Genomic DNA, 27,000 nt, shown 5'->3' on the forward strand with positions numbered 1-27,000 from the left:
TTCAGTTCTTATCTCTGTCATTTATTCACATCATTCTCAACCTGAGTTCACGAATCGATGCACGATCATCGCCTGAAAGACATCCTGCCGTTTGTTGCCAGCGTCGAGTGCGGCAGTTTCACCGCGGCGGCCGAACGTTTGCATGTCACCGGCTCGGCGGTCAGTAAAAGCCTCAGCCGGCTGGAAACACGCTTAGGCTCGCGCCTGCTGGAACGCACGACGCGCAGTCTGCAGCTCACCGACGCGGGCAGCGCCTATTACCAGACCTGCCTGCGGGTGCTGGAGGATCTGGCCGAAGCAGAAGCGGTGCTGGCGGCGCAGCGCACCATTCCTTCCGGCCGCCTGCGGCTGGCCGTGCCCACCACCTATGGCCGCCTTAACGTCATGCCGCTGCTGATGCCCTTTTGTCAGCAGCACCCCGAACTGGCGCTGAGCCTGAGTCTGTCCGATCGCTTTGTTGACCTGTTTGAAGAGGGGGTGGATGTCGCGGTACGGATTGGCGGGGCACCTGACCTGCCTGCCTCTCTGGGCTGGCGCAATATGGGTCGCGAGAAGATGCAGTTCTGTGCGTCACCCGCTTATCTGGCACGTGAGGGACGCCCGGAAGATGAGGCGGCGCTGCTGAATCACCCCGCCATCCTTTATGAGCGGGTAGATGGCAGCACCAAACCCTGGCTGTTTACTACTCAGGATGGGCAGGCGCACTGGCGGGAGGTGCCCTGGCGGCTGGCTGTCGGGGACGTTGATGCGCAGTTGCAGGCGGTTATCGCCGGGCTGGGTGTCGCACAGATGCCATCCTGGCTGATCCAGCGCGCCGTGGACGCGGGTGAACTCGACATTATTCTGCCGGAACTGCAGCCTGACGGGCTGACGCTGAGCGTGGTATGGCCACGGCGCAAACAGTTTCTGCCCAAAGTGGATGCGCTGCTGTCGGCGCTGAATGAACTGACCATCCGCTAATCTCTCTTCGTGCGCCAGGCGCGCCACGCTGCCAGCGTCGTATCATAGCGAGGCCGGAACCCTGCGCCCGGCCTGCCGGAAGGATTACGGCGCCGTGATCACGATGGCCACACGGCGGTTCTGCGCCCGCCCCTGAGGAGTGCTGTTGCTGGCCACCGGGGCGCTCATGCCTAACCCGCGTGTGATGATATTCTCAGGGGGGATCGCGGCGCCCTGCGCCCACTGCGCCGCAACCGCGTTTGCCCTTTTCAGTGACAGCTGCTGGTTGTAATCCGGTTTGCCATAGTTGTCGGTGTGCCCGTCAATGCGCACATGCTCAATACCGGTCGAGGCCAGGTTTCTCGCCATCGTCTGAATGGTCGTTTTGCTGGCAGGGGTCAGTTCGGATTCGTTGATACCAAACAGGATTTTATCGGACAGGCCCAATCCCCAGCCCTCCATGTTCTGCGTAAAGCCGGCGCTTTTCATCGCAGCGATCTGCGCCTCACTGAAGCGCGAAGTCGACTGACAGCCCGCCAGCGCCATCACAAGTAATACCAGGGAAAATTTCATTCTCATCTTTTCGCCTTACCTGCTCGTTTATTCCTGTACATGTTCATATCGGCACGCTCGAGAATGGCCGCGACCGTGTCACCCTGCTGTGACCAGGCATAGCCAACGGTCACCGAGGTCGTTATCTGCGTATCCCCGGCAAGCGTGATCGCCTGCGTGATAATCTCATGAATGCACTGCACCAGACGCTGAAGCTCCTCCTCACTGACGCGACTGCTCACCAGCATGGCAAACTCATCGCCCCCTAAGCGGGCAACCAGATCCTGATCGGCCGCCAGAGACAGGAGGCGTGAGCCTATCGCTTTTAAAACGTCATCGCCTGCGGCATGACCCCAGCTGTCGTTGATGCTCTTGAAACGATCGCCATCCAGAAACAGCAGAGCAAAGCGCCCCCTCTCCTGCTGTCGATCCAGAAGGCGGGCGAGATGCGCCGTAAAGGCGCTGCGATTGGCCAGCCCGGTCAGCGGATCTTCCAGCGCTTTGGCCGCCAGCGAGCGATTGTCACGGATCAGCGAAGCCTTCAGCGACTGCATCTCCTTCAGCAGCGAATTGAGATCATCGGAGAACAGCTGAAACTCACTCGTCGGGCTGCCGGGTATGCGCAGGGAAAAATCACCCGAATGAATCACATAGTGAATGGAACTGGTAATGTTGCGCAGCGTCGCGACGATACCCCGATGCAAAAAGGCGCTCAGCATCAGCGAGACAATCAGCACACACAGCATTCCGCTGGTCAGGATCAGGAAGGAGTAGCGAATAAATCGCATCGCGCCGGTCACGGTCCCTTCCAGCGTCAGTGTGCCGACCGTGACGTCAGCGTGATTGATGGCGACATTAAGCGGTTTGCTATACATCCACTCGCGTAACCAGCGTGAATACCAGCCCGTCGGTTCCTGCTGCGCATGCCAGCGGACCAGTTCAATATTATCCCGGGTGACGAGCTTTGCAGAGGCATAAAGGCCCTGCTCACCGAGCTGTTCAATTTTATTACGCGCATCGTAACTGTCGGCAAAAACGGTCGCGGCGGTCAGCGTCGTGCTGAGCGTGGAGCCGATCAGTTCGAGATTACATTTCTCATAATTTTTAATGAAGAGCAGCGAGGTCGAGGAGAGCAGCAGCCAGCACAACAGTAATATTACCGCCGCATTGATGGTGCTTATTTTCTGCAGCTTATTACGTATTGATGATTTGTCGTTTCTTACTTTATCGAATTTCATATTATTCGACTCTCTGGCGGGAGAGCAAAAGCACATCCGGACTCACCCTGACGCCACTTCTGGCAAGCGAGTCAAGATTAACGGAAAAAAGCGTTCGGTCCGGTTGAAATATCAGGCAAAAAGCGGCCCCCACGGTGCACTCCGGGCTATTCTCTGCAAGGGTAAGCACCGCTCTGCCCTGTAGCTGCTGAATAGTTTTTGCCTGCTGCTGCGAGGTTTCCGCGCCAAAATAGAGTGCATCGCACCGGCGCGTCGCAAGCTGGCTGACAGTCGCTATATAGACAACGGTAAAGGTTGCAGCAGGCGAAGTGATATTTTCCGGCAGGGAGAGATGCCGTGCCGATGAAAAGACACATAACTGGGGCGGACTGTTCAGGCCGGGCCAGTGGCTGAAGCTGATAATTCCGCTGACGATACGATTGGCTTTGCCATCCCGTATTTCGCCATAAGCCAGATGAGGAATGAGCAGCAGCAGAATAATGAGTGTCAGGACGCTTCTGCAGACAGGGCGCAGGGAATGCAGCAAACAGGCATTCAGATAAAAAGGATATTTTACGGTCATACTGCGTTCCCGGAAATAGATCGCTCGGCAGGACGCCTGAATAAGCGCCGGAATATTAACACAGCGTTAATAAGAATTGTACCGGATGAATAATTAAACAGGGTGGCGGAAAACTATATTGTCTTTCTGTCACAGGGACTGTGACGCGATGCTGACCGGGAGACGGACATCGCGTCAGACGTCAGACATAGCCCATCATTTTCAGCAGCGACTGCACCTGGTTCATCGCTTCACTGCGGTGAGAAACGCCCAGCTTCTGATAGAGATTGCGGATATGGGTCTTGATGGTGGTGGAGGCCACAGCCAGCTCCCCGGCAATCTGATCGTTGCTGTAGCCCGAATAGATAAGCCCCAGCACCTGCCATTCACGCTGTGTCAGCGGGCTGGTGCGGATCAGCTCCGGCACGTCAGGATGGTTGAGCAACCGGCTGACAAACCCCTCATCGAAATGGGCAAACTTGTGACGGTGATATTTATTGATCTCCAGCAGGATGCGGCGGGCGCGATGGCTGTCCAGCTCATTCAGGGTATTCAGCTGAATCAACTGCCGCAGTTGTTGTGCCATCATCTCGCCTTCAATCACAAAGTGACTGATAAAACCGGTACTGCGCGCCAGTTTCAGCGCCTCAATCAGCACACGCTGCGCCTCCGCTTTGCGTTCAGTCTGCCAGTAGATCTGATTCAGCAGCAGCAGGTTGCGGTTCAGATCGCTCATCAGGCGCAGGGCGCGGGCATTCTCGTTCAGCTCTTCCAGCACTACTTCCGCCTGGCTGACATCGCCCAGCAGGATCTGCGCACGGGCGATGTTGCGCCACTGCCCCTGCAGAAAATGGTTGTTGGCAAAGGCAGGTTTTGGCGTCTGGCGCATCCAGTCGCGTGCGTTCTGACTGTCGCCGGTCATCTGCCAGTAGATCACCCGGACCTTATCGGCATTGGCAATCCAGTCGCTGTGCCAGTTGCCGTTGTTCAGCAGGTTTTCCAGCCGGTTAAGATAGCTGCGGGCATTATCCAGATTTCCCCGCGCCAGCGAGCACTGCACCAGCAGGCCCAGACACTGGATCTGCTGCTGCGGCTGAAAACCGTTCAGTACGCTGATGCCGTCGCGGGCGGCCTGTTCCGCCTCTTCCAGCCGTCCCCAAGCCCACAGCAACTGAGCGCGAATGCGCAGCAAAAACTCATGCAGCGGGAACTGCGCCAGATGCTGCTCTTCCACCAGCACAAAGGCGCGACTCTGGATCTCGTAGGCTGCCTGCAAAAAGCCCTGCGCAAACAGAATTTCGCTCTGCTGAATCAGGCTCCAGAGGGCGTAGTGCCACACCTCATCGCGGCGCGCCAGCTGCTCGGTCTGACGCATCAGCTTGAGGGAATCCTCCAGCTCGCCTTTGCAATGCATCACTTCGCCATGCACCGACATCGCCACAATACGGCTGTAGTGACGATTGCCGGGCAGCGTGTCGAGCGCCACTTTTGCCAGTCGCTCCGCTTCGTCGATGTTGCCGTCGTTAATCGCTACCTGAGCGCGTAATGCATTAAATTCGCCGCGCAGCGCCGCGTCAATCTCGCAGCGGCTGGCCTGTTCAAAGCGTGCCAGCAGGCTGTCCACCTCGGAAAAGCGGTGCTGAGTCTGCATCAGCCAGGCCTGCAGCAGCACCAGCATCGGGTTCTCCAGCATCATTTCCCACGGCAGCGCCTTGAGGGAGTTTTCCAGCAGCGGCAGCTCACTCTGATTGAACAGTGTCCAGGCGTGCTCCAGCAGCACGTCGCGCAGCATGCTGGCGTCGCCGGACGCCAGCGCATGATGAATCGCCTCGCCAGGGAAACCCTGCGCCATCCAGCTCTCAGCCGCCGCCCGGTGCAGCGCGGGCAGCTCCGCCGCCAGTTCCCACTGACAGCGCTGCCGCAGGAAATTACCGAACAGCGGGTGGTAACTGAACCAGCAGCCGGAATCATCCATGCGCTGCAGGAACAGCCCCTGACGCTCGATCTCTTCAAGCCGCATCTGGCCGTTCTCTTCGCAGGTAACCCGGGCGATGAGTTCATCATTCATGGAGCGCAGCAGCGCGGTTTTCAGCAGGAAATGGCGGGTGGGGAGATCGACATGATCCAGGACCTCCTCCACCAGATAGTCAGAGAGGTGGCTGGCATTGATGCCGGAGAGACGCCGGGCCGAATGCTGAGCCGAACTGGCTCCCTGCCGCGCCGACAGCACAATCAGCTGCAGCGCGGTCGCCCAGCCCGCCACATCGTCACATAACCGGCTGCTCTCTTCGCTCTCCAGCGGGGCCGCCAGACGACAGTCGAAGAATTGCCGCGCCTCCTGATGGGTAAACGCCAGTTGCTGACTGCCCAGTTCAATCAGTTGCTCGCGTACCCGCAGGTTAGCAATACCCAGCTGGGGCAGATTGCGCGACATCAGGATCAGCGTCAGATTTTCAGGCTGGTGACGCAGGAAAAAGCGCATCGCATCGTGGATCACCGGATTGGTGATGAGGTGGTAATCATCGACGATCAGCCACAGCGGTTGCTGCCACTCCACCAGCTCGATAAACAGCTGTGAAAACAGGGCGTTAAGATTGACATACTGCCGCTTCTGCGCCAGCTGTTCGCTGCGCGGACAGCCACCGTGGGTGGCCTGCTGCAGGGCCGCAATCAGGTAATCGGCAAAACGCCCCGGCTGGTTGTCGCCCTCATCCAGAGAGACCCAGCCCAGATCGCTTTTCCCCGCCGCCCACTGTGACACCAGCGTGGTTTTGCCGTAGCCCGCCGGACTGGTGACCAGCACCAGACGATAGTTTCCGGCTGCGGTGAGCTTTTGCAGCAGGCGCTCCCGGATGACGGTGCCATCAAGACGCACCGGGCGGCTGAGTTTAGCGGGTATTAACATGGGCGCGCGTATCTCCGTTTGTCGAGCGCAGCATTATTTTACGCTTCGTAATTATTCCTTACACAGGTTCAGCATTTCGTCAGATGAATGCAAGCAAACCCATTAATTAAACTTTACAAAAGTGTGCGCTATCACACTCCTGAACCGATTTCGGATTAGCCTCATCCTCTCCACCCTCCCTATCCTCCTGCGCTAATTCTGTTCAGGAGGAGGAGCGCCAGCTTTCGCGCGGGCACAATGTCGCCATATTGACCCCTTTTTCTGTTTTTCCAGGAGATCAACCATGACGACACAGCCCGAATTTAACCCGATTCAGTTCAACGCCGCCCTGACCCGTCAGTGGCAGCGTTTTGGCCTGCGCGAAGCGCAGGAGATGACCCCGTCACAGTGGTGGCAGGCGCTCAGCGGTGCGCTGGCGGATATGCTGGCCGCACAGCCAGGCGCCCCGGCACCCGCAACACAGCGCCACGTTAACTATCTGTCAATGGAGTTTCTGATTGGCCGTCTGACCGGTAACAACCTGCTGAATCTGGGCTGGTATGACGCGGTCAATGACGCGCTCTCTGCGTGGCATATTTCGCTGACTGACGTGCTGGAAAATGAGACGGATCCGGCGCTGGGTAACGGCGGACTGGGTCGGCTGGCCGCCTGTTTTCTCGACTCTATGGCCAGTGTGGGCCAGCCTGCAACCGGCTATGGCCTCAACTATCAATATGGCCTGTTCCGCCAGCGCTTCGAACAGGGGGCGCAGCACGAAATGCCAGATGAGTGGCAGCGCGATCGTTACCCCTGGTTCAATCATAACGCGGCGCTTAACGTTCGGGTCGGACTCGGCGGCAAAGTGGTCACCACAGAGGGGCAGCCTCAGTGGCAACCGGCGTTTGAACTGGTGGGTGAGGCCTGGGATTTACCGGTCGTTGGCTACCGGAATAACATTACCCAGCCACTGCGTTTGTGGCAGGCGAAACACGCTCAGCCGTTTAACCTCAATCGCTTCAACGACGGCGACTTTCTGCGCGCAGAGCAGCAGGGCATCGACGCTGAAAAACTGACGAAGGTGCTCTACCCCAATGACAATCATCAGAACGGTAAAAAACTGCGTCTGATGCAGCAATATTTTCAGTGCGCCTGTGCGCTGGCGGACATTCTGCGCCGCCATCATCTGGCCGGACGGTCGATTGAAACCCTGCCCGATCATGAAGTCATTCAGCTGAATGACACCCACCCTACGCTGGCGATCCCGGAGCTGATGCGTCTGCTGCTGGATGAGCACCAGCTGAGCTGGGATCAGGCCTGGCAGATTACCCGCCACACCTTTGCCTACACCAACCACACGCTGATGCCGGAAGCGCTGGAGTGCTGGGATGTCCGGCTGGTACGCAGCCTGCTGCCGCGCCATATGATGATCATTAACACGCTCAACGCCCGGCTGAAAGCCGTGGTCTCAGCACGCTGGCCGGAGGATGAGGCGAAATGGGCGAAGCTGGCGCTGGTCCACAATAATCAGCTGCGGATGGCGAACCTCTGCGTCACCAGTGGTTTTGCGGTAAACGGGGTGGCCGCGCTGCATTCGAAACTGGTGGTGCAGGATCTCTTCCCGGAGTATCACCAGCTCTGGCCGGAGAAATTTCACAACGTGACCAACGGCATTACCCCGCGTCGCTGGATCAATCAGTGCAACCCGGCGCTGAGTGCCCTGATCACCCGAACCCTCAATACGCCCTGGCTGAACGATCTCGATGCGCTGCAGGGGCTGGAAACCTTTGCGGATGACGCCGCGTTCCGCGCCGAATACCACGCCATCAAGCAGCAGAACAAACAGGCGCTGGTCGGCTGGGTCAAAAACCGCACCGGCATTACGATCGATCCCACGGCGCTGTTCGACGTGCAGATTAAGCGCCTGCATGAGTACAAACGCCAGCATCTGAGCCTGCTGCATATCATCGCCCTGTGGCAGACGCTGGTGATCGATCCGCAGGCGAATCGTGTGCCGCGCGTGGTACTGTTTGGCGCCAAAGCCGCGCCGGGTTATGCCCTGGCGAAGAACATCATCTATGCCATCAATAAAGTGGCTGAGGTGGTCAATCACGATCCCCGCATCGGCAACCGTCTGAAGGTGGTCTTTATCCCCGACTACAACGTCTCCGTCGCGGAACGGCTGATCCCGGCCGCCGATCTCTCCGAGCAAATCTCGACCGCCGGCAAAGAGGCTTCCGGCACCGGTAACATGAAACTGGCGCTGAACGGTGCCCTGACCATCGGCACCCTCGACGGCGCAAACGTTGAAATCGCTGAACAGGTTGGCAGTGACAACATCTTTATCTTTGGTCATACCGTGGAACAGGTCGTGGCCTTAAAAGCTGGCGGATATGCTCCCGCTCTGTGGCGTAAAAAAGATCCGCAGCTGAACCAGGTGCTGCAGGCGCTGGAGGATGGCACCTTCAGCCAGGGCGATCGTCACGCCTTTGACGCGATGCTGCACAGTCTTGGCCCGGAGGGTGGTGACCCCTATCTGGTGCTGGCCGACTTCCAGCCCTATCTGGAGGCCCAGGCGCAGGTGGAGGCGCTCTGGAGCGATCAGGACGCCTGGACCCGTGCCACTATCCTGAATACCGCGCGCTGCGGGATGTTCAGCGCCGACCGCGCTATCCGCGATTACCAGCAGCGCATCTGGCAAGCGAAACGCTGAGGAACGCCATGAAAACGAATCCGGTTAAGGATGATTTTTCCGTGGCGGGTATCGCTGCGGAATATATTAACGCCCACGGCAGGCCGCAGGCGATCCCGGCCCTGACCCGCCAGCGTCTGCTGGCGGTGATGCAGCCTCCGCGTCAGCAGAGCACGCCGCTGCCGCCGGTGGTGATCTTTCGCAGCGGCGATCTGCTGAGCCTCTCCCCTCAGCTGACGCAGGATGCGCAGTGGCAACTCACCCGTGAGGCGGGAGAAGTCACTTCGGGTCGCTGTCATCCCGCTCAGCCGCTGCATCTGCCGCCGCTGCCGGAGGGCTACCATCAGCTGACGCTGCAGCAGGGTGCCCGGCAGTGGTCGTGCCGGATCATCATTGCTCCGCCCCGCTGCTATGAGCCACCAGCGTTGCAGGCGGGGGAATCGCTGTGGGGAGCCTGTGTGCAGCTCTATACATTACGTTCGGCGGAGAACTGGGGCATTGGCGACTTTGGCGATCTGCGCCGGATGCTGCCCGCTGTCGCGGCACGCGGCGGCGCGTTTATCGGGCTGAATCCCATTCACGCGCTGTTTCCCTCCAGCCCGGAGAGTGCCAGTCCCTACAGCCCCTCCTCCCGGCGCTGGCTCAATGTCCTCTATATTGATGTGAATGCGGTCAGTGACTTCCGGCAGAGCAGCGCCGCCCAGGCCTGGTGGCAGCAGCCGGAGACGCAGCAGGCGCTGACGCAGGCGCGCGCCGCGGAGTGGGTCGACTATGCGGCGGTTACCCGCCTGAAAATCACGGCGCTGAGCCTGGCATGGCCGCAGTTCAGCCGGCGTGAGGTCACCGATCCTGAGGTGCAGGCATTCCACGCCTTTATCAAAGAGGGTGGCATCAGTCTGCAGCATCAGGCGCTGTTTGATGCCCTGCACGCCGATCAGATTGCGCAGGATAGTCAGCGCTGGGGCTGGCCGATGTGGCCGGAGGCGTTGCAGGACCCTGCCAGCCCGGCGGTGAAGACCTTTCTGCAGCAGCATGCCGATCAGGTGCGTTTCTGGCTCTGGCTGCAGTGGCTGGCCGCGCAGCAGTTTGCTGACTGCTGGCACGGCTGCCAGCAGCAGGCAATGCCCATCGGCCTCTACCGCGATCTGGCGGTCGGGGTGGCCAAAGGTGGGGCCGAGACGTGGAGCGATCGCGACCTCTACTGCATGGAGGCCAGTATCGGAGCCCCGCCCGATATCCTCGGCCCGCGCGGTCAGGACTGGGGACTGCCGCCGATGGACCCGCAGGTCATGCAGCAGCGCGCCTGGGAGCCGTGGATTGCCCTGCTGCGCGCGAATATGCGCCACTGTGGCGCACTGCGCATCGATCATGTGATGGCGCTGATGCGACTCTGGTGGATACCGGCCGGGGAACCAGCGATGCACGGAGCCTATGTTCACTATCCCATCGACGATCTGCTGGCGATTCTGGCGCTGGAGAGCCAGCGACATCGCTGCATGGTGATTGGGGAAGATCTCGGCACGGTGCCGGAGGCGATTGTCGATAAGCTGCGGGATGGCGGCGTTTACTCCTACAAGGTGCTCTGGTTTGAACAGACCTCCCCGTCGGGATTCCGACCACCCGCCGCCTGGCCGCGGCAGGCGATGGCCGTCGCGACCACCCACGATCTCCCGACGCTGCGCGGCTGGTGGCAAAGCGACGACCTGACCACGGGTGCCCGGCTGGGCCTCTACCCGGACAAGGTGGTGCTGGCCGGGCTGTATCAGGATCGGCTGCGGGCAAAGCAGGCGCTGCTCAACAGCCTGCATCAGGTGGGCGCCCTGCCGAAACGGGCTGGATGGTCTGCCGGACGTACCGGGATGAGCAAGGCGCTGAACCGGGCGATGCAGCGCTATCTGGCGGACAGTCACAGCGCCCTGCTGGGTCTGCAACCGGAGGACTGGCTGGATATGGCTACGCCGGTTAATATCCCCGGCACCAGCGATGAGTACCCGAACTGGCGACGCAAGCTGAGCGTCACGCTGGAGGCGCTGTTCAGTGATGCGGAAACCCGAGCACTGTTGCGGGATCTGACGGCGCGACGGAAGCGGATCTGAGTCCCTGCTCTGAAGCAGACCTCAGGTAATGCAATTGCATTGCGAAATGCAATTGCATTATAGTGTCTTATCCATCCGGTCATTCTTTTCCTTGTAATGAGAGAGATGGAAATGAAGAGGAGTCAAATGATGGCTATTCAAACACAAGACCAGGACGTATCACTGTACGCTGAGTCCCGGCTCACTGAACGCAGTCAGACCACCATCCCGGCAGCAATACGCGATGCTTTGCATCTCAAGCCCGGTGAATACATCCGATATAGCCTGCTTCCAGGCGGCAAAGTCATTATGTCCCGCCAGGAGGATGAACAGGAGGATCCGGTTGTATCGAATTTTCTGAATTTCCTTGAGAATGACATGAAGAAAAACCCACAGCACATTCATGCCGTACCCGTGGCCGTCTGGGAAAGTATTAAAACATTGACTGCTGGAGTTGAGGTCGATTTAGACGCGCCGCTTACCGATGATTAACCTGATTAATACGGCGGTAACACATGGAAGATTTGGAAATAAATGGCTGGAAAATCTGCTTTCACGCATGTTTTTTGAATCAGATACAAGAACTCGTTCAAAAGGTCTCTGCGCTCAGGGCTGCAAAACCTGATGAATTTATGCGCAGGAAGGAAGCTAAGCTTCTGCGTGCGATTGAACGCGTGATTGAAGAATGCATCGCGTCTAATCCTCTCAACGCTCAGTATCGTCAGGGTGATACGTTAGGTGATGAGTTCAGACACTGGTTCCGCGTAAAGTTTTTGCAGCAATTTCGCCTGTTTTATCGCTGCAGTGCTGAGCATAAAATAATCGTCATTGGCTGGGTGAATGATTTTGATTCACTTCGCGCTTACGGATCTAAATCGGACGCCTATAATGTGTTCGCTAAAATGTTAAAAGCGGGCAATCCCCCTGACGACTGGGAACAACTTCTCAGAGAGGCTAAAGCCGCTACCTCCGCCTCAGATCTTTCAGATTTCTTCAGACAGTCACTTTCAGACTGAGCACCAACGCCTGCCAGCCAATCATGAAGTCCGCTGCCTGATCCCTTCACCTGGATACTTTTACACGAAAAAAAGGTGCGCCGGAGCGCACCAGATGGGACAACATCCCTGGTGTCGGGGCAGTTTCACCCCTTGCCTTTAACACCACGGATAAAGGTTTGCCGGGCAGAGGTGGAGCCCAGCCGTTCAGCTTCATCCAGCAGCTTCAGCGCTTTGTCGATATTGCCGCTGTTAATCGCCTGAGTGATCTGCTGATTAAAGTAGCGCTCAGTGTCACTCATGATCGGTTCTGCTGCTGTTTTCGTCGCGGGTAAAGGCGCGGCCGTGGCGGCAGGGGCCGAACGATAAGCGGGCGCAGGCGCGGTGTTACCGACGGTGACCGGGCCGGGACCGGACGATCCAAACAGCGGCCCGACCAGAATGGAGGAGCCGGAACTGGTCTGCATTTTCAGTTTGAGGGTGCCCTCCCGACTGTGGCTGGCGATGGGATCGGGGATGTCCGGCACAGCATGGCCGGTGCCCTGCGCGTAGGCTTTAGCCGGATCGAGCAGGGTGGTGGTCTGGCTCAGATCGCTGTCGGTGGTGAACACCAGCAGGTAAATTTTTTGCTGGCCCAGCGCCGGGGTCAGTTTCATCACCCCTTCCAGCCTGTCTGCCGCCATCACGCCTGGCTTCTGGTAGGTAAAGTAGCGGCTGGGGAACCAGGCGGCGGGCCGCAGAGTTTCATCCAGTACCAGCACGTTAGGCGCAAAAACCTGCCCGTTGGCCACTTCACTGCTCAGCGTCAGCGTCAGTTCGCCGATATTCGCTGGCAGGCTGTAGGCCGCCACCGGTCCGGCAATGTGCGGCGCGTTGAGCGTCTGCCCGCTGCTGGCGAGTTTTGTCGTCTGGGTCTGTGAGGCGGCCAGCGGCTGCCAGCTCAGATGTTGCAGGGTTTCAGCAGGGACAACCGGGGCGGAGGTGAGATCCTGCGGCACCAGGTTGACGTCCGCCAGGGCGGGCAGGCTCTGTCCGGCCAGTAATGTTGCACTCAGGCAGAGTGCGGTCAGCGTCTTTTTCATTTTCATTATGCGTACCTTATTACAGGTCGCGGCATGCACCAGGCAATGGCACACCGCGACCAGAGAGATTCATCAGGCGTGCAGGCACGCCCGTCAGAAACGGTGCGGGTTTACCACCAGATTTCCATCTGCGCGCCGAAGGTAAATTCATCGTTATTACCGCGGCTGTTGGTCAGGATGCCGTTGCCGGTAGAGTCAGCCGAGGCGAAGGTGGTGAGATCGCCGGCGCTGTCTTTGTTGTAGCCCCACTTCTCATCCCATTTGGCGTAGGTAGCGAACAGACGCAGCGCCGGACGTGACCAGATGCTGTCACCCGCCTGCCACTGCTGTGCCAGCGTCACTTTGTACTGGCCGTTGCGCTCGCTGGCCTGCTGTGACTTCACATTGTCATAGCCCAGTTCCAGCAACGTACTCATGATCGGCGTCCATTTATACATCGGACGCACGCCGACGGTGTACCACTCGGTGCCACGGTCGTTGTCCAGATCGATGTTCTGATACATGGCGACGTACATCAGGTCCCAGCGTTCTGCCAGCGAGATCGCTCCGTGGTCGAGGATGCGGTACATGTCCCCGTTGTTATTGAGACTGGTGCCCTGCGGCACCCCTTTGCCCTGCGAGGTCATCGCGTCGGTGGCGTACTGCAGTACAAACTTGTTGTAGCCCTTGAGCATGCTCTGGGTATGTTCGGCGGTGAACATCCAGCCATCTTTTGAGGCGCCATCTTCCAGACGATAGTCGTCACGGGCATTGGCACGACCGTAATCGACCCCCAGCTCCAGCACGCCATCCGGGTTGGTTTCCAGACCCGCCAGGCGCACATCAAACACGTCATTCGCGGTGCTGGTGGCGAAGTCACGGATACGATCGCTGGAGAAGGTGTAAGAGCCGCCCGCTTCCGAGGAGCGGGTTGCCGCGAAGGAGAGTTTACCGAAGCCGAGATCGACATCTTCCAGACCGGCACCCGGTCCGGAGATATCCCAGTAGTAGAAGTCGATCATATGAACGTCATGACGCTGATAGAAACGCTTACCGGCCCAGAGGGTCGATCCTGGCAGCGCATCGATCAGGTTTTTCCCTTTTACGTTGGCTTCACGGAATGCCGGTGAGGTGGCTTCCCAGTCGTTCTGCTGGGCTACGGAGTAAGCCACGTTGGTGTCGAAATAGAAGCTTTTGTCGCCCTCTTTCCACACTTCCTGACCTAACTTCAGTTCGGCGTAGGTTTCACATTCGTTGCCCAGACGGTATTTACTTTGAGCACCGGTGGCCTGAAAACATTGCTGTTCACCACCGCTGCCCGTCCAGCCGATGCCGGAACGGGCATAGCCGGTGAAATCGACCGCCATCGTCGGGGCGGAGAGCGTGCCCACCGCGACGGCAACGGCAAGGGGAAGTTTGCGCAGAGTTAACATTTTCTATCTCCTGAGGTCATGGCTTTTATTGTTTTGGCAGGGCTACACACCCGGCTCCTGGTACAGCCTGCGGCACGCGCTCCCGTCCTCGCGGAACAGGTGACAACGCTCGGGCGGCAGGCCAATCGCCAGGATCGCGCCCTCTTTTACCAGCACGACGTCCTCCTGGCGGTAGACCAGGTTCTGACGGATTGCGGGAATCTCGATGTGGATCTGTGTTTCATGCCCCAGCTGTTCCACCACCTGCACTTCCCCTTCAAGGGTGACGTCGGCGATATCGCTGGAGAGCAGATGTTCCGGGCGAATGCCCAGTGACATATTGCTGCCGACCAGTACGCCGGCGCTGTCAACCGGCAGCCAGACCAGCTGCTGATTCGGCAGACGGACCTGAACCTGATCGAGGGCGGTGGCGGTCACTTTGACCGGCAGGAAATTCATTTTGGGTGAGCCGATAAATCCGGCGACAAAGCGGTTGGCGGGATAGTGATAGAGCTCCAGCGGCTTGCCGACCTGCGCGATGCGCCCGGCATCGAGCACCACAATTTTGTCAGCCAGCGTCATCGCTTCAATCTGATCGTGGGTCACGTAAATCATGGTGCGCTTCAGGCGCTTATGCAGACGAGAGATCTCAATGCGCATCTGAACGCGCAGGGCTGCGTCAAGGTTGGACAGCGGTTCATCCAGCAGGAAGACGCACGGTTCCGCCACCAGCGTGCGGCCGATGGCGACGCGCTGACGCTGCCCTCCCGAGAGGGCTTTTGGCCGGCGATCAAGCAGGTGCGCCAGCTGCAGAATTTCGGCCACCTGATTGACCCGCTGATGGATTTCAGCCTTTTTTACCCCGGCCAGTTTCAGGCCAAAAGACATGTTTTCCGCTACGGACAGGTGCGGATAGAGCGCATAAGACTGAAACACCATGCCGATGCCGCGCTCGGCAGGCGGCACCTCATTCATGCGCCGGTCGCCAATGAGCAGCTCGCCGCTGGTGATGGTTTCCAGTCCGGCAATCATGCGCAGCAGCGTCGATTTGCCACAGCCCGACGGGCCGACGAAAACAACAAATTCCCCTTCACGAATGGTGAGATCGATCTCTTTCGACACCACCGTTTCGCCCCAGGCTTTTGTGACATTGCGTAGCACAACGCTCGCCATGATCCCTTCCCTCTTAGCTGCACATTCGTGTCTGCTCAGCGGCAGACGGGTTCCGGGGCTCACTATGCGAGAGGAAACCGGCGGTCACATCCTCCACCGCAGCGCAATCCACTGGGGGAGGAGACGGGAGGAGGAGAAACCGCGACCGACGAGGCAGCCAGCGCGCCGCCGCGGTTTTTTGTGATCGTTCACGCAGACCTGCACGATTTTTTGCCGCGCCATCTCCCGCTCCGAACGCTTTTTGCCAGCGCGATCACAGTGATGGGCGGCGGGGCGTAGAGCAGAGGAGGATGAGATGCCGGTGTGGATACGCACAATGATGCCGACAGAGTCTTCACCACTTCCGCTAACAGGATGAATTTATGACGATGAAAACCGGAGCAAGAATTCTGGCCCTCTCGGCCCTCTCTGCCGTGCTCTTTTCGGCCAGCGCGATGGCAAAGATTGAAGAAGGTAAACTGGTCATCTGGATCAACGGAGACAAGGGCTATAACGGTCTTGCTGAAGTGGGTAAGAAATTCGAGCAGGAGACCGGTATCAAAGTCACCGTTGAACATCCTGACAAAATGGAAGAGAAGTATCCGCAGGTAGCGGCGACGGGCGATGGTCCGGACATTATCTTCTGGGCGCACGATCGGTTTGGCGGCTATGCGCAGTCAGGCCTGCTGGCGGAAATCAGCCCGGACGCCAGCTTCCAGCAGAAGATTTTCCCCTTCACCTGGGATGCGGTTCGCTTTGACGGCAAGCTGATTGGCTACCCGATCTCGGTCGAGTCACTCTCGCTGATCTACAACAAAAAGCTGCTGCCTAATCCGCCCAAAACCTGGGAAGAGATGGCCGGCCTCGATAAGCAACTGCGCGCTAAGGGCAAAAGCGCCATTATGTTCAACCTGCAGGAACCCTACTTCACCTGGCCACTGCTGGCCGCTGGCGGGGCCTACGCCTTTAAGCTGACCGACGGGCGCTATGACGTGAAAGATGTCGGCGTGGATAACGCGGGCGCGAAAGCCGGGATGCAGTTCCTGGTCGATCAGGTCAAAGCTAAAACCCTGAATGCGGATACCGATTATTCGATTGCCGAGGCGGCCTTTAACAAAGGGGAAACCGCGATGACGATCAACGGCCCCTGGGCATGGAGCAACATCGACAAGAGCGGGATCGACTATGGCGTGACCACGCTGCCAACGCTGAACGGTAAACCCTCTAAGGCGTTTGTCGGCGTGCTGAGTGCCGGGATCAACGCCGCCAGTCCCAATAAAGAGCTGGCGAATGAGTTCCTGGAGAACTACCTGCTGACCGACGCCGGCCTGGATGCGGTCAATAAAGATAAGCCGCTGGGCGCGGTGGCGCTGAAATCGTTCCAGCAGACGCTGGAGAAAGATTCCCGTATCGCCGCCACCATGACCAACGCCCGTCAGGGTGACATCATGCCGAATATCCCGCAGATGGCCGCATTCTGGTACGCGATGCGCACCGCCACGCTGAATGCCCTGGGCGGTCGTCAGAGCGTTGACGCCGCACTGAAAGATGCCCAGGCGCGTCTGAAGAAATAATTTTTCCCTGCCGCCGGGGCAACCCGGCCTGAGTGACCGTTAAGGAAAACCGCATCATGTCAGGAAAACCGAAAACGCACAGTCTGCTGTTAAAGGGCGTTCTCATCGGAATGGGCTGTCTGCTGGTCGGCTATCTGCTGGTGCTGATGTATGCGCAGGGCGAATATCTTTTTGCGCTGCTGACGCTGATCCTCAGTGCGACCGGGCTGTGGATTTACGCCAACCGTCGCGCCTATGCGTGGCGTTATGTCTATCCCGGCGTGGCCGGGATGGCGCTGTTTGTCCTGTTCCCCCTCGCCTGCACCGTGGCCATTGCGTTCACCAACTACAGCAGCACCAATCAGCTGACCTTTGAGCGCGCGCAACAGGTACTGCTGAGCCGCACCTTCCAGTCGGGGGACGCCGTCAGTTTCTCACTCTTCCCGGCAGGCGACCGCTGGCAGCTGGTGCTGAACGATGGCAAAGCAGACTTTGTCTCGCCGCCGTTTCAGTTTGGCGCTGAACAGACGCTGAAAATGGCCCCCGCGACGCCGCCAGCGGGTGAGCGGGCGACCCTGAGGGTCATCACATCCAATCGCCAGGCGCTGAGCCAGATCCGTGCTGAACTGCCGGATGGCCGTCAGCTGCGGATGAGTTCGCTGCGCCAGTTCTCCGGAACTCAGCCGCTCTACCGGGTGGGCGCGCCGGATGAGCTGATCAATCAGCAGAGTGGCGTGCACTATCGCGCCAATCCGCAGACCGGTTTTTATCAGGCCGTCAACGCCGCGAACAAATGGGACAACGAAACGCTGAGCCCCGGCTTCACCGTGAATACCGGCTGGAAAAACTTCGCGCGGGTCTTTACTGACGAAGGGATTCAGAAACCGTTCCTGGCGATTTTTGGCTGGACGCTCTTCTTCTCGCTGATCACCGTGGTGCTCACCGTCGCCGTCGGCATGGTGCTCGCCTGTCTGGTGCAGTGGGAGGCGCTGCGCGGCAAAGCCGTTTACCGGGTGATGCTGATCCTGCCCTATGCCGTGCCCGCGTTTATCTCGATTCTGATTTTTAAAGGGCTGTTTAACCAGAGCTTCGGTGAGATCAACGTGATGCTCAGCGCGCTGTTTGGTGTGAAACCCGCCTGGTTCAGCGATCCGACGCTGGCGCGTACCATGCTGATTATTGTGAATACCTGGCTGGGCTACCCCTACATGATGATCCTCTGCATGGGGCTGCTGAAGGCGATTCCGGACGATCTCTATGAAGCCTCGGCGATGGATGGCGCAGGCCCATTGCAGAACTTTTTCCTGATCACCCTGCCGCTGCTGCTGAAACCACTGATGCCGCTGATGATTGCCAGCTTTGCCTTCAACTTTAATAACTTTGTGCTGGTGCAGTTACTGACCAACGGCGGGCCCGATCGTCTCGGTACCACCACGCCAGCCGGGTATACGGATCTGCTGGTGAACTACACCTGGCGTATCGCTTTTGAAGGCGGCGGCGGGCAGGACTTTGGTCTGGCGGCGGCGATTGCCACCCTGATCTTCCTGCTGGTGGGTGCGCTGGCGGTAATTAACCTGAAAGCCTCGCGGATGAAATTCGACTAAGCGTCTGGCCCGACAGGCGCAGACCCGGACCGTGAGGATGATAAGCACGATCCGGGTTCAGACTGACAAATCAAATCGCCTGAGGGACCAGGTTTAAGGAGCTGTTATGGCTATGGTACAACCCAAATCGCAACGGCTGCGTCTGCTGACCACGCATCTGCTGCTGCTGTTATTTATCGCGGCGATTCTGTTTCCGCTGCTGATGGTGGTGGCGATTTCGCTGCGCGCCGGTAATTTCGCCACCGGCAGCCTCATCCCGGAGCAGATCTCATGGGAGCACTGGCGTCTGGCGCTGGGTTTCAGTGTGGAACATGCGGATGGGCGGGTCACACCGCCGCCCTTCCCGGTACTGCTTTGGTTATGGAACTCGGTTAAGATCGCGGCCATCAGTGCGCTGGGCATCGTGGCGCTCTCTACCACCTGCGCCTATGCGTTTGCCCGCATGCGCTTTACCGGCCGTGCCAGCCTGCTGAAGGGGATGCTGATTTTCCAGATGTTCCCGGCGGTTCTGTCGCTGGTGGCGCTCTATGCGCTGTTTGACCGGCTCGGCCAGTATCTCCCGTTCATCGGGCTGAATACCCACGGCGGCGTGATCTTCGCCTATCTTGGCGGCATTGCGCTGCATGTCTGGACGATAAAAGGCTATTTCGAAACCATCGACGGTTCGCTGGAAGAGGCGGCGGCGCTGGATGGTGCCACCCCGTGGCAGGCGTTCCGGCTGGTGCTGCTGCCGCTGTCGGTGCCGATTCTGGCGGTGGTGTTTATTCTGGCCTTTATCGCGGCGGTGACAGAGGTGCCGGTCGCCTCGCTGCTGCTGCGCGATGTTAACAGCTACACCCTTGCGGTCGGGATGCAGCAGTATCTCAATCCGCAGAACTATCTGTGGGGCGACTTTGCCGCCGCCGCGGTGCTCTCTGCGATTCCGATTACCTTGGTCTTCCTGCTGGCCCAGCGCTGGCTGGTCAGCGGCTTAACCGCGGGCGGGGTGAAAGGCTAAACGATCATCATTGTACGTTGCCACTGCTTACACAACCTCTGTTGTGGTTGAAGGATTCGGCGGCCTGTGGGCCGCCTTTTTTTACGCTTCCTCTGCCGGACGGCTGCCTGCCACCAGCGCCACGACAAGCGCGGTTATCGCCTGCTCGCCTGCCTGTTTATCGATATCGCCCCGTGCCACCGCGCCTGCGATAGCATCCGCGCCCCCCAGCAAGCCCCACATGCCTGCTTCGGCCATTCCGCTGCTGCCCGTAAACGGAGCAAACCAGCGCTGACAGCGGGCGATAAAGTCGAGCTGATAGTGACGTTTTACCGCAGCGAGTTCAGGCGTGGTGCTGAGCGCGGAAAGGAGTTCAGGAATTTCACGTCCTTCCGTCATCACACAATCCACGTAACAGGCTGCGAGCACGGCCGCTTTTTGCTGCATCTGCAGCGGCGCAGCCTCCATGGCCGCTTCCATCCGATCGGTCTGGCGACGGTCGAAATCGTCATACAATGCCGCCAGCAGACCATGACGGGTCGTGAAGTGATCGTAAACGACGGGCTTACTGACGCCCGCTGCCTCACCCACCCGGGCCAGCGTCAGCGCCTCGCTGCCCTCGGCCTGCATGATCTGCCAGGCGACTTCGGACAGCTGTCTGCGACGCGCCTCGCGTGACAGGCGTTTAGGGGCAGACTTTTTCGCGGTCATGCGCTTTCCTCACGGGCAAAAATCCGTTGCCCCCTTTGCTGCGCCCGCTGATAGTGTGACTCAGGAAATCCCTCGTCGCTGGTCAGTAGCAGCTCGCTGGTAACCACCGGCGCGCCACAATAATCAAAGATGCCGTGATCGATCAGATTCCGCATGCTGCCGAAATAGCCGCGGCGCATGAAAGTTCGCGTATCGGCTGCACCCAGCGCGATCAGATGCACGGGAAGATGCCCGAGGCGCTTCACTATCCGGTCATCCTGCTCATCAAAGGCCCAGCCTGCAATGAAGACCCGATCGATCCAGCCCTTGAGCTGCGCCGGAAATGACCACCAGTAAATCGGGTAGACCAGCACCAGCGCATCAGCGCGATCCAGCCGCTGCTGCTCGGCCAGCACATCCGGCGGAGTTGCAGCCTCACCGTTAAAACGTTGGTGATCGCTGAGCGTAAAACGCGGGTCGAACCCCTCAGCGGCGAGATCGGCCTGTTCAACCGTATGGTGGCCTGACGCCAGAACCCCCTGCGCAAGCTGGTCCGCAATGCGGTGGGTGTGAGCATCATGATTGGGATGGGCAGTTACTATGAGTGCATGCATCGTCGTCACCTTACCTGATTAGCCATTAAGCTACTAAAGGTAGGTTGCGGTTAGTAGGTTAGCAAGTGGCAACGTATGCAGTGATTCTGCTGACCGCATTCAGGGTTAAACCCGGTCATCGCCCTGCGGCCAGCCGTTAACGACGATAAGCCAGCGAGCGCACCAGCCAGTCGCCCAGTTTCTGAATCAGCATCACCAGCGTCAGCAGCACGACAATGGTCGCTGCCATGATCTGATTATCAAAGCGCTGATAGCCGTAGCGAATCGCCAGATCCCCCAGTCCGCCGCCGCCTACCACGCCGGCCATCGCCGAGAAGCCAATCAGCATCACTATCGTCAGGGTAATCCCTGCCACCAGCGCAGGCAACGCCTCAGGCAGCAGCACGCGGCTGACGATATGCCACAGATTGCCCCCCATCGACACCACCGCCTCAATGCGGCCGCGATCGACTTCATCCAGCGCGTTCTCCACGATGCGCGCAAAGAAGGGAAACGCCCCCAGGGTAATCGGTACGATCGCAGCGGTACTGCCCAGCGTGGTGCCAACCAGCAGGCGGGTAAAGGGGATAAGCGCGATCAGGAGCACGACAAACGGCAGCGCGCGTCCGGTATTCACCAGCGTATTCAGCAGGAGAGAGATAGCGCGATTGGGCAGAATACCCTGTGGGCGGGTCAGAAACAGCAGGACGCCCACCGGCAATCCGATAGCGACGGTAAAAAGCGCTGCCAGCAGCACCATATAGAGCGTTTCACCCGTGGCATTCAGCAGCAGTTCCTGAAAACGATCGCGGGTCATGCTACGCATCGGGTAAGAGCCTCCCGCTGATATTTTTCGATAAACGCCCTGTCCGCCTCGCCATCCTTCAGCAGCATCGTGCGGAGACGGCCCTCCTCGCGTCCCATGATCTGGCTGAGGGTGCCGCTTTCCACCAGTTGCCCCTTCTCCAGCAGCGCGGCACCGTCACAGATACGTTTCACGACCGCCATCTCATGCGTGATCAGGACGATGGTGATATTCAGCTGCTGCTGAATATCTGCCAGCAGATCAAGAATGGAGAGAGTGGTTTCCGGGTCCAGGGCGCTGGTCGCCTCATCGCACAGCAGGTAGCGGGGACGGGCTGCCAGCGCGCGGGCGATGCCGACACGCTGTTTCTGTCCCCCGGAGAGCTGTGATGGCCAGGCCGTTGCAAAGGCTGTCAGTCCCACCAGATCCAGCAGCGAAGACACGCGGGCGTGGCGTTCGGCCCTGGGTATCCCGGCAATCTCCAGCGCCAGGTCAATATTGTCCCGCACGTTGCGGGAATGGAGCAGATTAAAGTGCTGAAAGATCATCCCCATCTGCTGCCGTTGCTGACGGAGCTGCGCCAGACTCAGTCGGGAGATATCTTCCCCATCGATCTCAATCAGGCCGCTGGAGGGACTCTCCAGCCGGTTCAGGCAGCGCAGCAGCGTGCTTTTCCCCGCCCCGCTTCGCCCCAGTATGCCGAAGATCGACCCTTCACTGATGGTGAGAGAGATATCGTCTAACGCTGGCGCGGGTGCGCCAGCATAGTGTTTGCTGAGGTGACGGATATTAATCATGCTGATTATCCGCGACCGGAATCACGGAGCCCTGGTAGTTTTTCCGGATAAATGCGGCCACCTGCGGCGAACGCAGATCCTTTGCCAGCTGCACGACGCGGGGATCTTTTTCCAGTGCCGGGGTGGTGACCAGCAGGTTGGCATACGGGTTATGCGCAGCGGACTCCAGACCCAGCGCATCTTTGGCCGGATTCAGCCCCGCTTCCAGCGCATAGTTGCCGTTGATGATCGCGGCATCAACATCATCCAGCGAGCGTGGCAACTGAGGCGATTCAATCTCGATGATTTTGATTTTCTTAGGGTTTTCGCTGATATCTTTCGGCGTCACCAGCGTGGAGCCCGCTTCACCCTGCGCCCGGAGTTTAATGACCCCTTTATCCTGCAGCAGCCACAGCGCACGGCTCAGGTTGGTGGTGTTGTTGGGTACCGCAATGCTGGCCCCCTCTGGCAACGCCGCCAGCGACTTCACTTTGCGCGAGTAGATGCCCAGCGGCTCAATGTGCACACTGGCGACGACGGCAAAGGTCTTACCCAGCGCCTTTTCCTGATCTTTCAGGTAGGGCAGATGCTGGAAGTAGTTCGCATCCACATCCCCGGAGGCGAGCAGTTCATTGGCGTTTACCCCACCGCTCAGCTCCACGATCCTGATGTCGAGTTTGGGATCCAGCGTTTTAACATACTCCAGAATTTCGGCATGCGGCACCGGATCCGCAGCCACACGCAGCGGCGCAGCCTGCAGACTTTGAGCAATCAGCAGTGAAAGACCGGCCAGAGCCAGAACGCGCTTTTTAATCATCATCATTTATCTCTTATGGTTTTAGTGGGAGGTGTGTTCAGGATAAAAACGCTCTGCAACTTCCGGATGCGAACGCAGCCGGCCTTTGAGGTAATTCCAGCCGACTTCACGCAGCAGCGGGTTGAGCGGATCGCTGGCCGGTCCCTGAGCCAGCCCGGCCAGTTGCGGGGGCAGCGGGTAGATCGGCACAACGGCATCGAGCTGCGCACCGAGGAAAAAGGCGATAGAGAGGCGCTCGCGGCTTTGCGGGGGCGATACCACCCGATGAACGGTGGCGCGCAGATAGCCATTGGTCGCCAGCTCCAGCAGCTCGCCAATGTTCACCACAAACGCGCCCGGTTTGGGTAAGGCGTCGATCCAGTTGTCCGGCGTCACTTCCACCTGAAGACCCGGCTGATCGTCCTGCAGCAGCATCGTCAGGAAGCCGGAATCTTTGTGCGCGCCGACGCCCTGGCAGGATTCGCCCGCGCTACGGCCGGGGTAGCGAATAAGCTTGATATGTTCGTTGGGATAGTCGCCATAGAGATTGTCAAAGGCGTTGCGCGGCAGATGGAGCGCTTCGGCAAAGGCGCGCAGCAGCTCCAGCGCAACGGCGGTCATCTGCTGCTGCCAGCGGGTGACGACGGTTTGCAGTTCTGGCAGGGCTTCAGGCCACTGATTTGGGCCCTGCATCCGTTGCCAGGTGGGCGAGTCGGCGGTCACGGGCAGCGCTTCGCGTTCAGCACCAATATCAAACTGCTCGCGAAAATCGGGCTGGCTGCGGGTTATCTCCACGCCAGCCAGGTTATAACCGCGAAAATGAGGCGAATTGGCCATCCTGACGGCGCTTTTGTCCGCCTGTGGCAGGGCAAAAAACTGGCGTGCCACCTGCTGAACCTCATCGGATAACGCGCGGTCAATCCCGTGGTTGATCAGATAGAAGAAACCCACCTCACGCGCCGCCTGGCTGAGTTTCTCGCGTGACTGTTGCTGCTGCTGTTGATCTCCCGATAACAGTGCGAAATCAATAACCGGTAATTCTGCTGATGTTAACGCGCCCATGTTTAACACTCTGTTGGTCTGGAATAGCAGTACACTGCCACTGCATTTATGCGTTAACTACCAACTAATCCTGCTATGGATATGCGGCGAACGGAAATATCGCGCTGCACCCCAGTCAAATGATCCGCAGATTACGCTGGTTGCCGGATGACACATTCTGGCGGGCGTCAGGCCTGGCGACGCCTGCTGGCCGGAATCATCCTGCGCTGGATGTTACGAAATGTTTATGGCCGTAAGCAGAGATGAATAAGATTACTATGCTGACTTTGTCAGTAAAAGTAGTTATTTCCGCTGAAAACTTGCAATACCTTACAATTGTGGTCTAAGGTTTGCCCCTGCGGTTAATTGCCGCTTCACTTAAAACTTATTCGGCTTCTTATAGCTTTCATTTCCACGGTTTCTTCTGACCCTTATTTTCGGCTGCGAAAGCTATAAGACTCCTTCATTCAGCAGTTGAGGAGTTTATGGACACCAGAAACAGATCGTCTGACCACGCAAAGAAACATTTCTGGAACAGGAAGCAAAAAGAGCTGACTGTTGATGACATTACCGTGATCGATAACGACATGCTGAAGCGTGCCGTTGGCGCAGCCGCGTTAGGTAATGCGATGGAATGGTTCGACTTCGGCGTTTACAGCTACCTCGCCGTTATCATCGGCAAGGTCTTCTTCCCGGACGCCAACAACGCCGTGCAGCTTATCGCCACCTTTGGTACGTTCGCAGCGGCCTTCCTGGTCCGTCCGATTGGCGGCCTGGTGTTTGGCCCGCTGGGTGACCGCATCGGCCGACAGAAAGTGCTGGCGATGACGATGATCATGATGTCGATCGGCACATTCTGCATCGGCCTGATCCCGGCCTATTCCTCTATTGGCATCATGGCACCGATCCTGCTGCTGGTGGCGCGTCTGATCCAGGGCTTTTCGACCGGCGGCGAGTATGGCGGCGCAGCGACCTTTATTGCGGAGTACTCCACCGATAAACGCCGTGGCTTCATGGGCAGCTTCCTGGAGTTCGGCACCATTGGTGGTTACCTGCTGGGTGCCAGCCTGGTGACGGTGATGACCACCCTGATGTCAAACGAGGCGATGATGTCCTGGGGCTGGCGCGTGCCCTTCTTTATCGCCGCGCCGCTGGGTCTGTTTGGTCTCTATGTGCGACTGAAGCTGGAAGAGACTCCGGCCTTCCAGCAGCACATGGAAAAACAGGAGGCGCTGGAGCAGAGCAAACCGCGCCTGACCCTGATGCAGATGCTGAGCAAATACCGTGCGCCAATGCTGAAATGTATCGGTCTGGTGCTGCTGTTTAACGTCTCTAACTACATGCTGACCTCCTATATGCCTAGTTATCTGACCGGCGTACTGGGTCTGCCTGAACTGAGTGGCCTGCTGCTGGTGATGGTGGCGATGTTTGTGATGATGCCGCTGACGCTGCTGTGGGGCCGCTGGACGGACCGCATCGGGCGTCGACCGGTGATTGGCTTTGGTGCGGTGGGTCTGATCCTGCTCGCGATTCCGAGCTTTATGCTGATCGGTTCCGGTAACATGTGGGCAGTATTCGGCGGCCTGCTGATTCTGGGCGTGCTGCACACCTGCTTCAGCGGCACCATGCCTTCAACGCTGCCTGCGCTGTTCACGACCGATATCCGTTACAGTGCGCTGGCCATTGGCTTTAACCTGTCGGTCTCCCTGTTTGGCGGAACCACACCGCTGATCACGGCGTGGCTGGTCGATACCAGTAAAAACACCATGATGCCGGCCTACTACATGATGGGTGCGGGTATCATCGGTCTGCTGACTATTCTGACCGTCCGTGAAACCGCCCGGCAGCCGCTGACCGGTTCATCGCCAGCGGTGGCGACCACAGCGGAAGCGCATCGCCTGATTGATAAGCTGCGCAAGCGCTCAAAACCTTCAGCGCCCGCCGCGCATTAAGCCTGAAAACACCCTGCTCTGCAGGGTGTTTTTTTATCTGTCGCCTCTTCCTCTTTTTCCGGCATCACCTCAGCGCCCGGAGTCGTCATCCCTCTGACTTCACGCCCTGCCGGAAACGCGCCACTTTCGCCCGATTACCGCACAGCGCCATGCTGCACCAGCGACGGCGATGCGCTTTGGTACGATCGTAAAACCACAGGTTACAGGCGGGATGTTCACAAGCGCGTACCCGGCTGAAATCCGCCTGGGCCAGCAGGCTGGCAGCCTGTTCTGCAACCCGCCCCAGTCGCTGCATTGCGCTCTGAGCAGGATAAATCCGGCGGATCTGCAACGTCCCCTGCTCTGTGACGAGCTGCATATGGCTGATCGCCTCGCCCAGCCAGGCATTCAGCACCCGCACATCTATCGCTTCACCCGCCTTCTGTTGCTGCACCATGTCGCGAATGTTGTCCCGCAACTGACGGGCAGCCTGCAACAGCGTGCCAGCTTCAGAGTGCGCTGCCGGGCCGTCTGTAGCCAGTCCGGCCTGCTGAAGCCATGCGTCAACATCCTCATCGGTTTGCCAGAAATCGTGCGGCTGACCGTCCACGATGGCGACGGTATTAATGAAGTCCAGCGCCGGATGATCGGCCAGAAACCACGGCCCCTGCGCGGTGGATGATTGTGTTTCTGCCAT

General features: G+C 58.7%; 24 protein-coding genes. 10 read left to right on the forward strand and 14 right to left on the reverse strand.

What is annotated here, in order from left to right; translation table 11 throughout:
- Positions 1–57 precede the first annotated feature (57 nt).
- Positions 58–960 (forward strand): LysR family transcriptional regulator, encoded by a 903-nt coding sequence (locus AC1V0D_RS15005; RefSeq protein WP_009093037.1) that lies wholly within the window; start codon positions 58–60, stop codon positions 958–960.
- 84 nt (positions 961–1,044) lie between these two features.
- On the opposite strand, the gene yfiB is transcribed toward AC1V0D_RS15005, so the two are convergent.
- The 3 genes from yfiB to yfiR are packed head-to-tail and all read right to left on the reverse strand — an operon-like array spanning position 1,045 to position 3,219.
- The gene (gene yfiB, locus AC1V0D_RS15010) at positions 1,045–1,518 is read right to left on the reverse strand and encodes an outer membrane lipoprotein YfiB (protein WP_033736773.1); all 474 of its coding nucleotides are present in this window, start codon (positions 1,516–1,518) and stop codon (positions 1,045–1,047) included.
- Positions 1,515–2,729 (reverse strand): diguanylate cyclase DgcN/YfiN, encoded by a 1,215-nt coding sequence (dgcN, locus tag AC1V0D_RS15015; RefSeq protein WP_482907681.1) that lies wholly within the window; start codon positions 2,727–2,729, stop codon positions 1,515–1,517. Before dgcN ends, yfiB begins: the two co-directional genes overlap by 4 nt.
- Position 2,730: 1 nt before the next feature.
- A complete protein-coding gene (yfiR, locus tag AC1V0D_RS15020; protein WP_482907736.1) occupies positions 2,731–3,219 on the reverse strand; it encodes a regulatory sequestration protein YfiR in 489 nt (162 codons plus the stop codon).
- On the opposite strand from yfiR, the gene AC1V0D_RS15025 reads away from it, so the two are divergent.
- Complete coding sequence (locus tag AC1V0D_RS15025; protein ID WP_233501014.1) at positions 3,115–3,384, forward strand: hypothetical protein; 270 nt, start codon at positions 3,115–3,117, stop codon at positions 3,382–3,384. The genes yfiR and AC1V0D_RS15025 overlap by 105 nt on opposite strands.
- An 88-nt stretch (positions 3,385–3,472) precedes the next feature.
- Here the strand turns inward: AC1V0D_RS15025 and malT are convergent, their stop codons facing one another.
- Positions 3,473–6,175, reverse strand: a complete 2,703-nt coding sequence (malT, locus tag AC1V0D_RS15030) for an HTH-type transcriptional regulator MalT (protein ID WP_482907682.1) — start codon at positions 6,173–6,175, stop codon at positions 3,473–3,475.
- 283 nt (positions 6,176–6,458) lie between these two features.
- On the opposite strand from malT, the gene malP reads away from it, so the two are divergent.
- From malP to AC1V0D_RS15050, 4 genes are all read left to right on the forward strand, one after another.
- Complete coding sequence (gene malP / locus AC1V0D_RS15035; protein WP_482907683.1) at positions 6,459–8,864, forward strand: maltodextrin phosphorylase; 2,406 nt, start codon at positions 6,459–6,461, stop codon at positions 8,862–8,864.
- Positions 8,865–8,872: 8 nt separating this feature from the next.
- Positions 8,873–10,939, forward strand: a complete 2,067-nt coding sequence (gene malQ, locus AC1V0D_RS15040; protein WP_482907684.1) for a 4-alpha-glucanotransferase — start codon at positions 8,873–8,875, stop codon at positions 10,937–10,939.
- A 126-nt stretch (positions 10,940–11,065) separates the two neighbouring features.
- Positions 11,066–11,410, forward strand: coding sequence for a type II toxin-antitoxin system PrlF family antitoxin (locus AC1V0D_RS15045; protein WP_482907685.1), 345 nt, complete (start codon positions 11,066–11,068; stop codon positions 11,408–11,410).
- A 23-nt stretch (positions 11,411–11,433) separates the two neighbouring features.
- Positions 11,434–11,934, forward strand: a complete 501-nt coding sequence (locus AC1V0D_RS15050) for a type II toxin-antitoxin system YhaV family toxin (protein ID WP_058957804.1) — start codon at positions 11,434–11,436, stop codon at positions 11,932–11,934.
- A 125-nt stretch (positions 11,935–12,059) separates the two neighbouring features.
- On the opposite strand, the gene malM is transcribed toward AC1V0D_RS15050, so the two are convergent.
- The 3 genes from malM to malK form a co-directional block, all read right to left on the reverse strand.
- Positions 12,060–13,001, reverse strand: coding sequence for a maltose operon protein MalM (malM, locus tag AC1V0D_RS15055; protein ID WP_154928971.1), 942 nt, complete (start codon positions 12,999–13,001; stop codon positions 12,060–12,062).
- Positions 13,002–13,105: 104 nt separating this feature from the next.
- On the reverse strand, positions 13,106–14,407 hold the full coding sequence (locus tag AC1V0D_RS15060) for a maltoporin (protein ID WP_009093047.1): 1,302 nt from the start codon (positions 14,405–14,407) through the stop codon (positions 13,106–13,108).
- A 42-nt stretch (positions 14,408–14,449) separates the two neighbouring features.
- Positions 14,450–15,559 carry a maltose/maltodextrin ABC transporter ATP-binding protein MalK gene (malK, locus tag AC1V0D_RS15065; protein ID WP_482907686.1) on the reverse strand — a complete coding sequence of 370 codons (1,110 nt, stop codon included), beginning with the start codon at positions 15,557–15,559 and terminating at the stop codon, positions 14,450–14,452.
- 362 nt (positions 15,560–15,921) lie between these two features.
- Between malK and malE the strand changes: the two genes are divergently transcribed.
- The 3 genes from malE (at position 15,922) to malG (ending at position 19,692) form a co-directional block, all read left to right on the forward strand.
- A complete protein-coding gene (malE, locus tag AC1V0D_RS15070) occupies positions 15,922–17,112 on the forward strand; it encodes a maltose/maltodextrin ABC transporter substrate-binding protein MalE (protein ID WP_482907687.1) in 1,191 nt (396 codons plus the stop codon).
- 56 nt (positions 17,113–17,168) lie between these two features.
- Positions 17,169–18,695, forward strand: a complete 1,527-nt coding sequence (malF, locus tag AC1V0D_RS15075) for a maltose ABC transporter permease MalF (protein ID WP_482907688.1) — start codon at positions 17,169–17,171, stop codon at positions 18,693–18,695.
- A 106-nt stretch (positions 18,696–18,801) separates the two neighbouring features.
- A complete protein-coding gene (gene malG / locus AC1V0D_RS15080; RefSeq protein ID WP_009093054.1) occupies positions 18,802–19,692 on the forward strand; it encodes a maltose ABC transporter permease MalG in 891 nt (296 codons plus the stop codon).
- Between the two features lie 81 nt (positions 19,693–19,773).
- On the opposite strand, the gene AC1V0D_RS15085 is transcribed toward malG, so the two are convergent.
- The 6 genes from AC1V0D_RS15085 to AC1V0D_RS15110 form a co-directional block, all read right to left on the reverse strand.
- Complete coding sequence (locus tag AC1V0D_RS15085; protein WP_482907689.1) at positions 19,774–20,382, reverse strand: TetR/AcrR family transcriptional regulator; 609 nt, start codon at positions 20,380–20,382, stop codon at positions 19,774–19,776.
- Positions 20,379–20,975 carry an NAD(P)H-dependent oxidoreductase gene (locus tag AC1V0D_RS15090; protein ID WP_482907690.1) on the reverse strand — a complete coding sequence of 199 codons (597 nt, stop codon included), beginning with the start codon at positions 20,973–20,975 and terminating at the stop codon, positions 20,379–20,381. The genes AC1V0D_RS15085 and AC1V0D_RS15090 overlap by 4 nt, the downstream gene beginning before the upstream one ends.
- Positions 20,976–21,111: 136 nt before the next feature.
- The gene (locus tag AC1V0D_RS15095) at positions 21,112–21,780 is read right to left on the reverse strand and encodes a methionine ABC transporter permease (protein ID WP_336794160.1); all 669 of its coding nucleotides are present in this window, start codon (positions 21,778–21,780) and stop codon (positions 21,112–21,114) included.
- A complete protein-coding gene (locus AC1V0D_RS15100) occupies positions 21,768–22,556 on the reverse strand; it encodes a methionine ABC transporter ATP-binding protein (protein ID WP_482907691.1) in 789 nt (262 codons plus the stop codon). Before AC1V0D_RS15100 ends, AC1V0D_RS15095 begins: the two co-directional genes overlap by 13 nt.
- Positions 22,549–23,352 (reverse strand): MetQ/NlpA family ABC transporter substrate-binding protein, encoded by an 804-nt coding sequence (locus tag AC1V0D_RS15105; RefSeq protein WP_033736835.1) that lies wholly within the window; start codon positions 23,350–23,352, stop codon positions 22,549–22,551. Before AC1V0D_RS15105 ends, AC1V0D_RS15100 begins: the two co-directional genes overlap by 8 nt.
- Before the next feature lie 21 nt (positions 23,353–23,373).
- Positions 23,374–24,393, reverse strand: coding sequence for an isopenicillin N synthase family dioxygenase (locus tag AC1V0D_RS15110; RefSeq protein WP_482907692.1), 1,020 nt, complete (start codon positions 24,391–24,393; stop codon positions 23,374–23,376).
- 464 nt (positions 24,394–24,857) lie between these two features.
- Between AC1V0D_RS15110 and proP the strand changes: the two genes are divergently transcribed.
- The gene (proP, locus tag AC1V0D_RS15115; RefSeq protein WP_482907693.1) at positions 24,858–26,324 is read left to right on the forward strand and encodes a glycine betaine/L-proline transporter ProP; all 1,467 of its coding nucleotides are present in this window, start codon (positions 24,858–24,860) and stop codon (positions 26,322–26,324) included.
- Between the two features lie 85 nt (positions 26,325–26,409).
- Here the strand turns inward: proP and AC1V0D_RS15120 are convergent, their stop codons facing one another.
- Positions 26,410–27,000 (reverse strand): CGNR zinc finger domain-containing protein, encoded by a 591-nt coding sequence (locus tag AC1V0D_RS15120; protein ID WP_140029233.1) that lies wholly within the window; start codon positions 26,998–27,000, stop codon positions 26,410–26,412.

Source organism: Pantoea sp. PA1 (assembly GCF_056856975.1).

What these genes read in the sequence shown, in the direction of transcription:
- AC1V0D_RS15005 (WP_009093037.1), top strand. Translation starts at nt 58, where the DNA reads ATGCACGATCATCGCCTGAAAGACATCCTGCCGTTTGTTGCCAGCGTC.
- yfiB (WP_033736773.1), bottom strand. Translation starts at nt 1,518, where the DNA reads ATGAGAATGAAATTTTCCCTGGTATTACTTGTGATGGCGCTGGCGGGC.
- dgcN (WP_482907681.1), bottom strand. Translation starts at nt 2,729, where the DNA reads ATGAAATTCGATAAAGTAAGAAACGACAAATCATCAATACGTAATAAG.
- malT (WP_482907682.1), bottom strand. Translation starts at nt 6,175, where the DNA reads ATGTTAATACCCGCTAAACTCAGCCGCCCGGTGCGTCTTGATGGCACC.
- malP (WP_482907683.1), top strand. Translation starts at nt 6,459, where the DNA reads ATGACGACACAGCCCGAATTTAACCCGATTCAGTTCAACGCCGCCCTG.
- malQ (WP_482907684.1), top strand. Translation starts at nt 8,873, where the DNA reads ATGAAAACGAATCCGGTTAAGGATGATTTTTCCGTGGCGGGTATCGCT.
- AC1V0D_RS15045 (WP_482907685.1), top strand. Translation starts at nt 11,066, where the DNA reads ATGATGGCTATTCAAACACAAGACCAGGACGTATCACTGTACGCTGAG.
- AC1V0D_RS15050 (WP_058957804.1), top strand. Translation starts at nt 11,434, where the DNA reads ATGGAAGATTTGGAAATAAATGGCTGGAAAATCTGCTTTCACGCATGT.
- malM (WP_154928971.1), bottom strand. Translation starts at nt 13,001, where the DNA reads ATGAAAATGAAAAAGACGCTGACCGCACTCTGCCTGAGTGCAACATTA.
- AC1V0D_RS15060 (WP_009093047.1), bottom strand. Translation starts at nt 14,407, where the DNA reads ATGTTAACTCTGCGCAAACTTCCCCTTGCCGTTGCCGTCGCGGTGGGC.
- malK (WP_482907686.1), bottom strand. Translation starts at nt 15,559, where the DNA reads ATGGCGAGCGTTGTGCTACGCAATGTCACAAAAGCCTGGGGCGAAACG.
- malE (WP_482907687.1), top strand. Translation starts at nt 15,922, where the DNA reads ATGACGATGAAAACCGGAGCAAGAATTCTGGCCCTCTCGGCCCTCTCT.
- malF (WP_482907688.1), top strand. Translation starts at nt 17,169, where the DNA reads ATGTCAGGAAAACCGAAAACGCACAGTCTGCTGTTAAAGGGCGTTCTC.
- malG (WP_009093054.1), top strand. Translation starts at nt 18,802, where the DNA reads ATGGCTATGGTACAACCCAAATCGCAACGGCTGCGTCTGCTGACCACG.
- AC1V0D_RS15085 (WP_482907689.1), bottom strand. Translation starts at nt 20,382, where the DNA reads ATGACCGCGAAAAAGTCTGCCCCTAAACGCCTGTCACGCGAGGCGCGT.
- AC1V0D_RS15090 (WP_482907690.1), bottom strand. Translation starts at nt 20,975, where the DNA reads ATGCATGCACTCATAGTAACTGCCCATCCCAATCATGATGCTCACACC.
- AC1V0D_RS15095 (WP_336794160.1), bottom strand. Translation starts at nt 21,780, where the DNA reads ATGCGTAGCATGACCCGCGATCGTTTTCAGGAACTGCTGCTGAATGCC.
- AC1V0D_RS15100 (WP_482907691.1), bottom strand. Translation starts at nt 22,556, where the DNA reads ATGATTAATATCCGTCACCTCAGCAAACACTATGCTGGCGCACCCGCG.
- AC1V0D_RS15105 (WP_033736835.1), bottom strand. Translation starts at nt 23,352, where the DNA reads ATGATTAAAAAGCGCGTTCTGGCTCTGGCCGGTCTTTCACTGCTGATT.
- AC1V0D_RS15110 (WP_482907692.1), bottom strand. Translation starts at nt 24,393, where the DNA reads ATGGGCGCGTTAACATCAGCAGAATTACCGGTTATTGATTTCGCACTG.
- proP (WP_482907693.1), top strand. Translation starts at nt 24,858, where the DNA reads ATGGACACCAGAAACAGATCGTCTGACCACGCAAAGAAACATTTCTGG.
- AC1V0D_RS15120 (WP_140029233.1), bottom strand. Translation starts at nt 27,000, where the DNA reads ATGGCAGAAACACAATCATCCACCGCGCAGGGGCCGTGGTTTCTGGCC.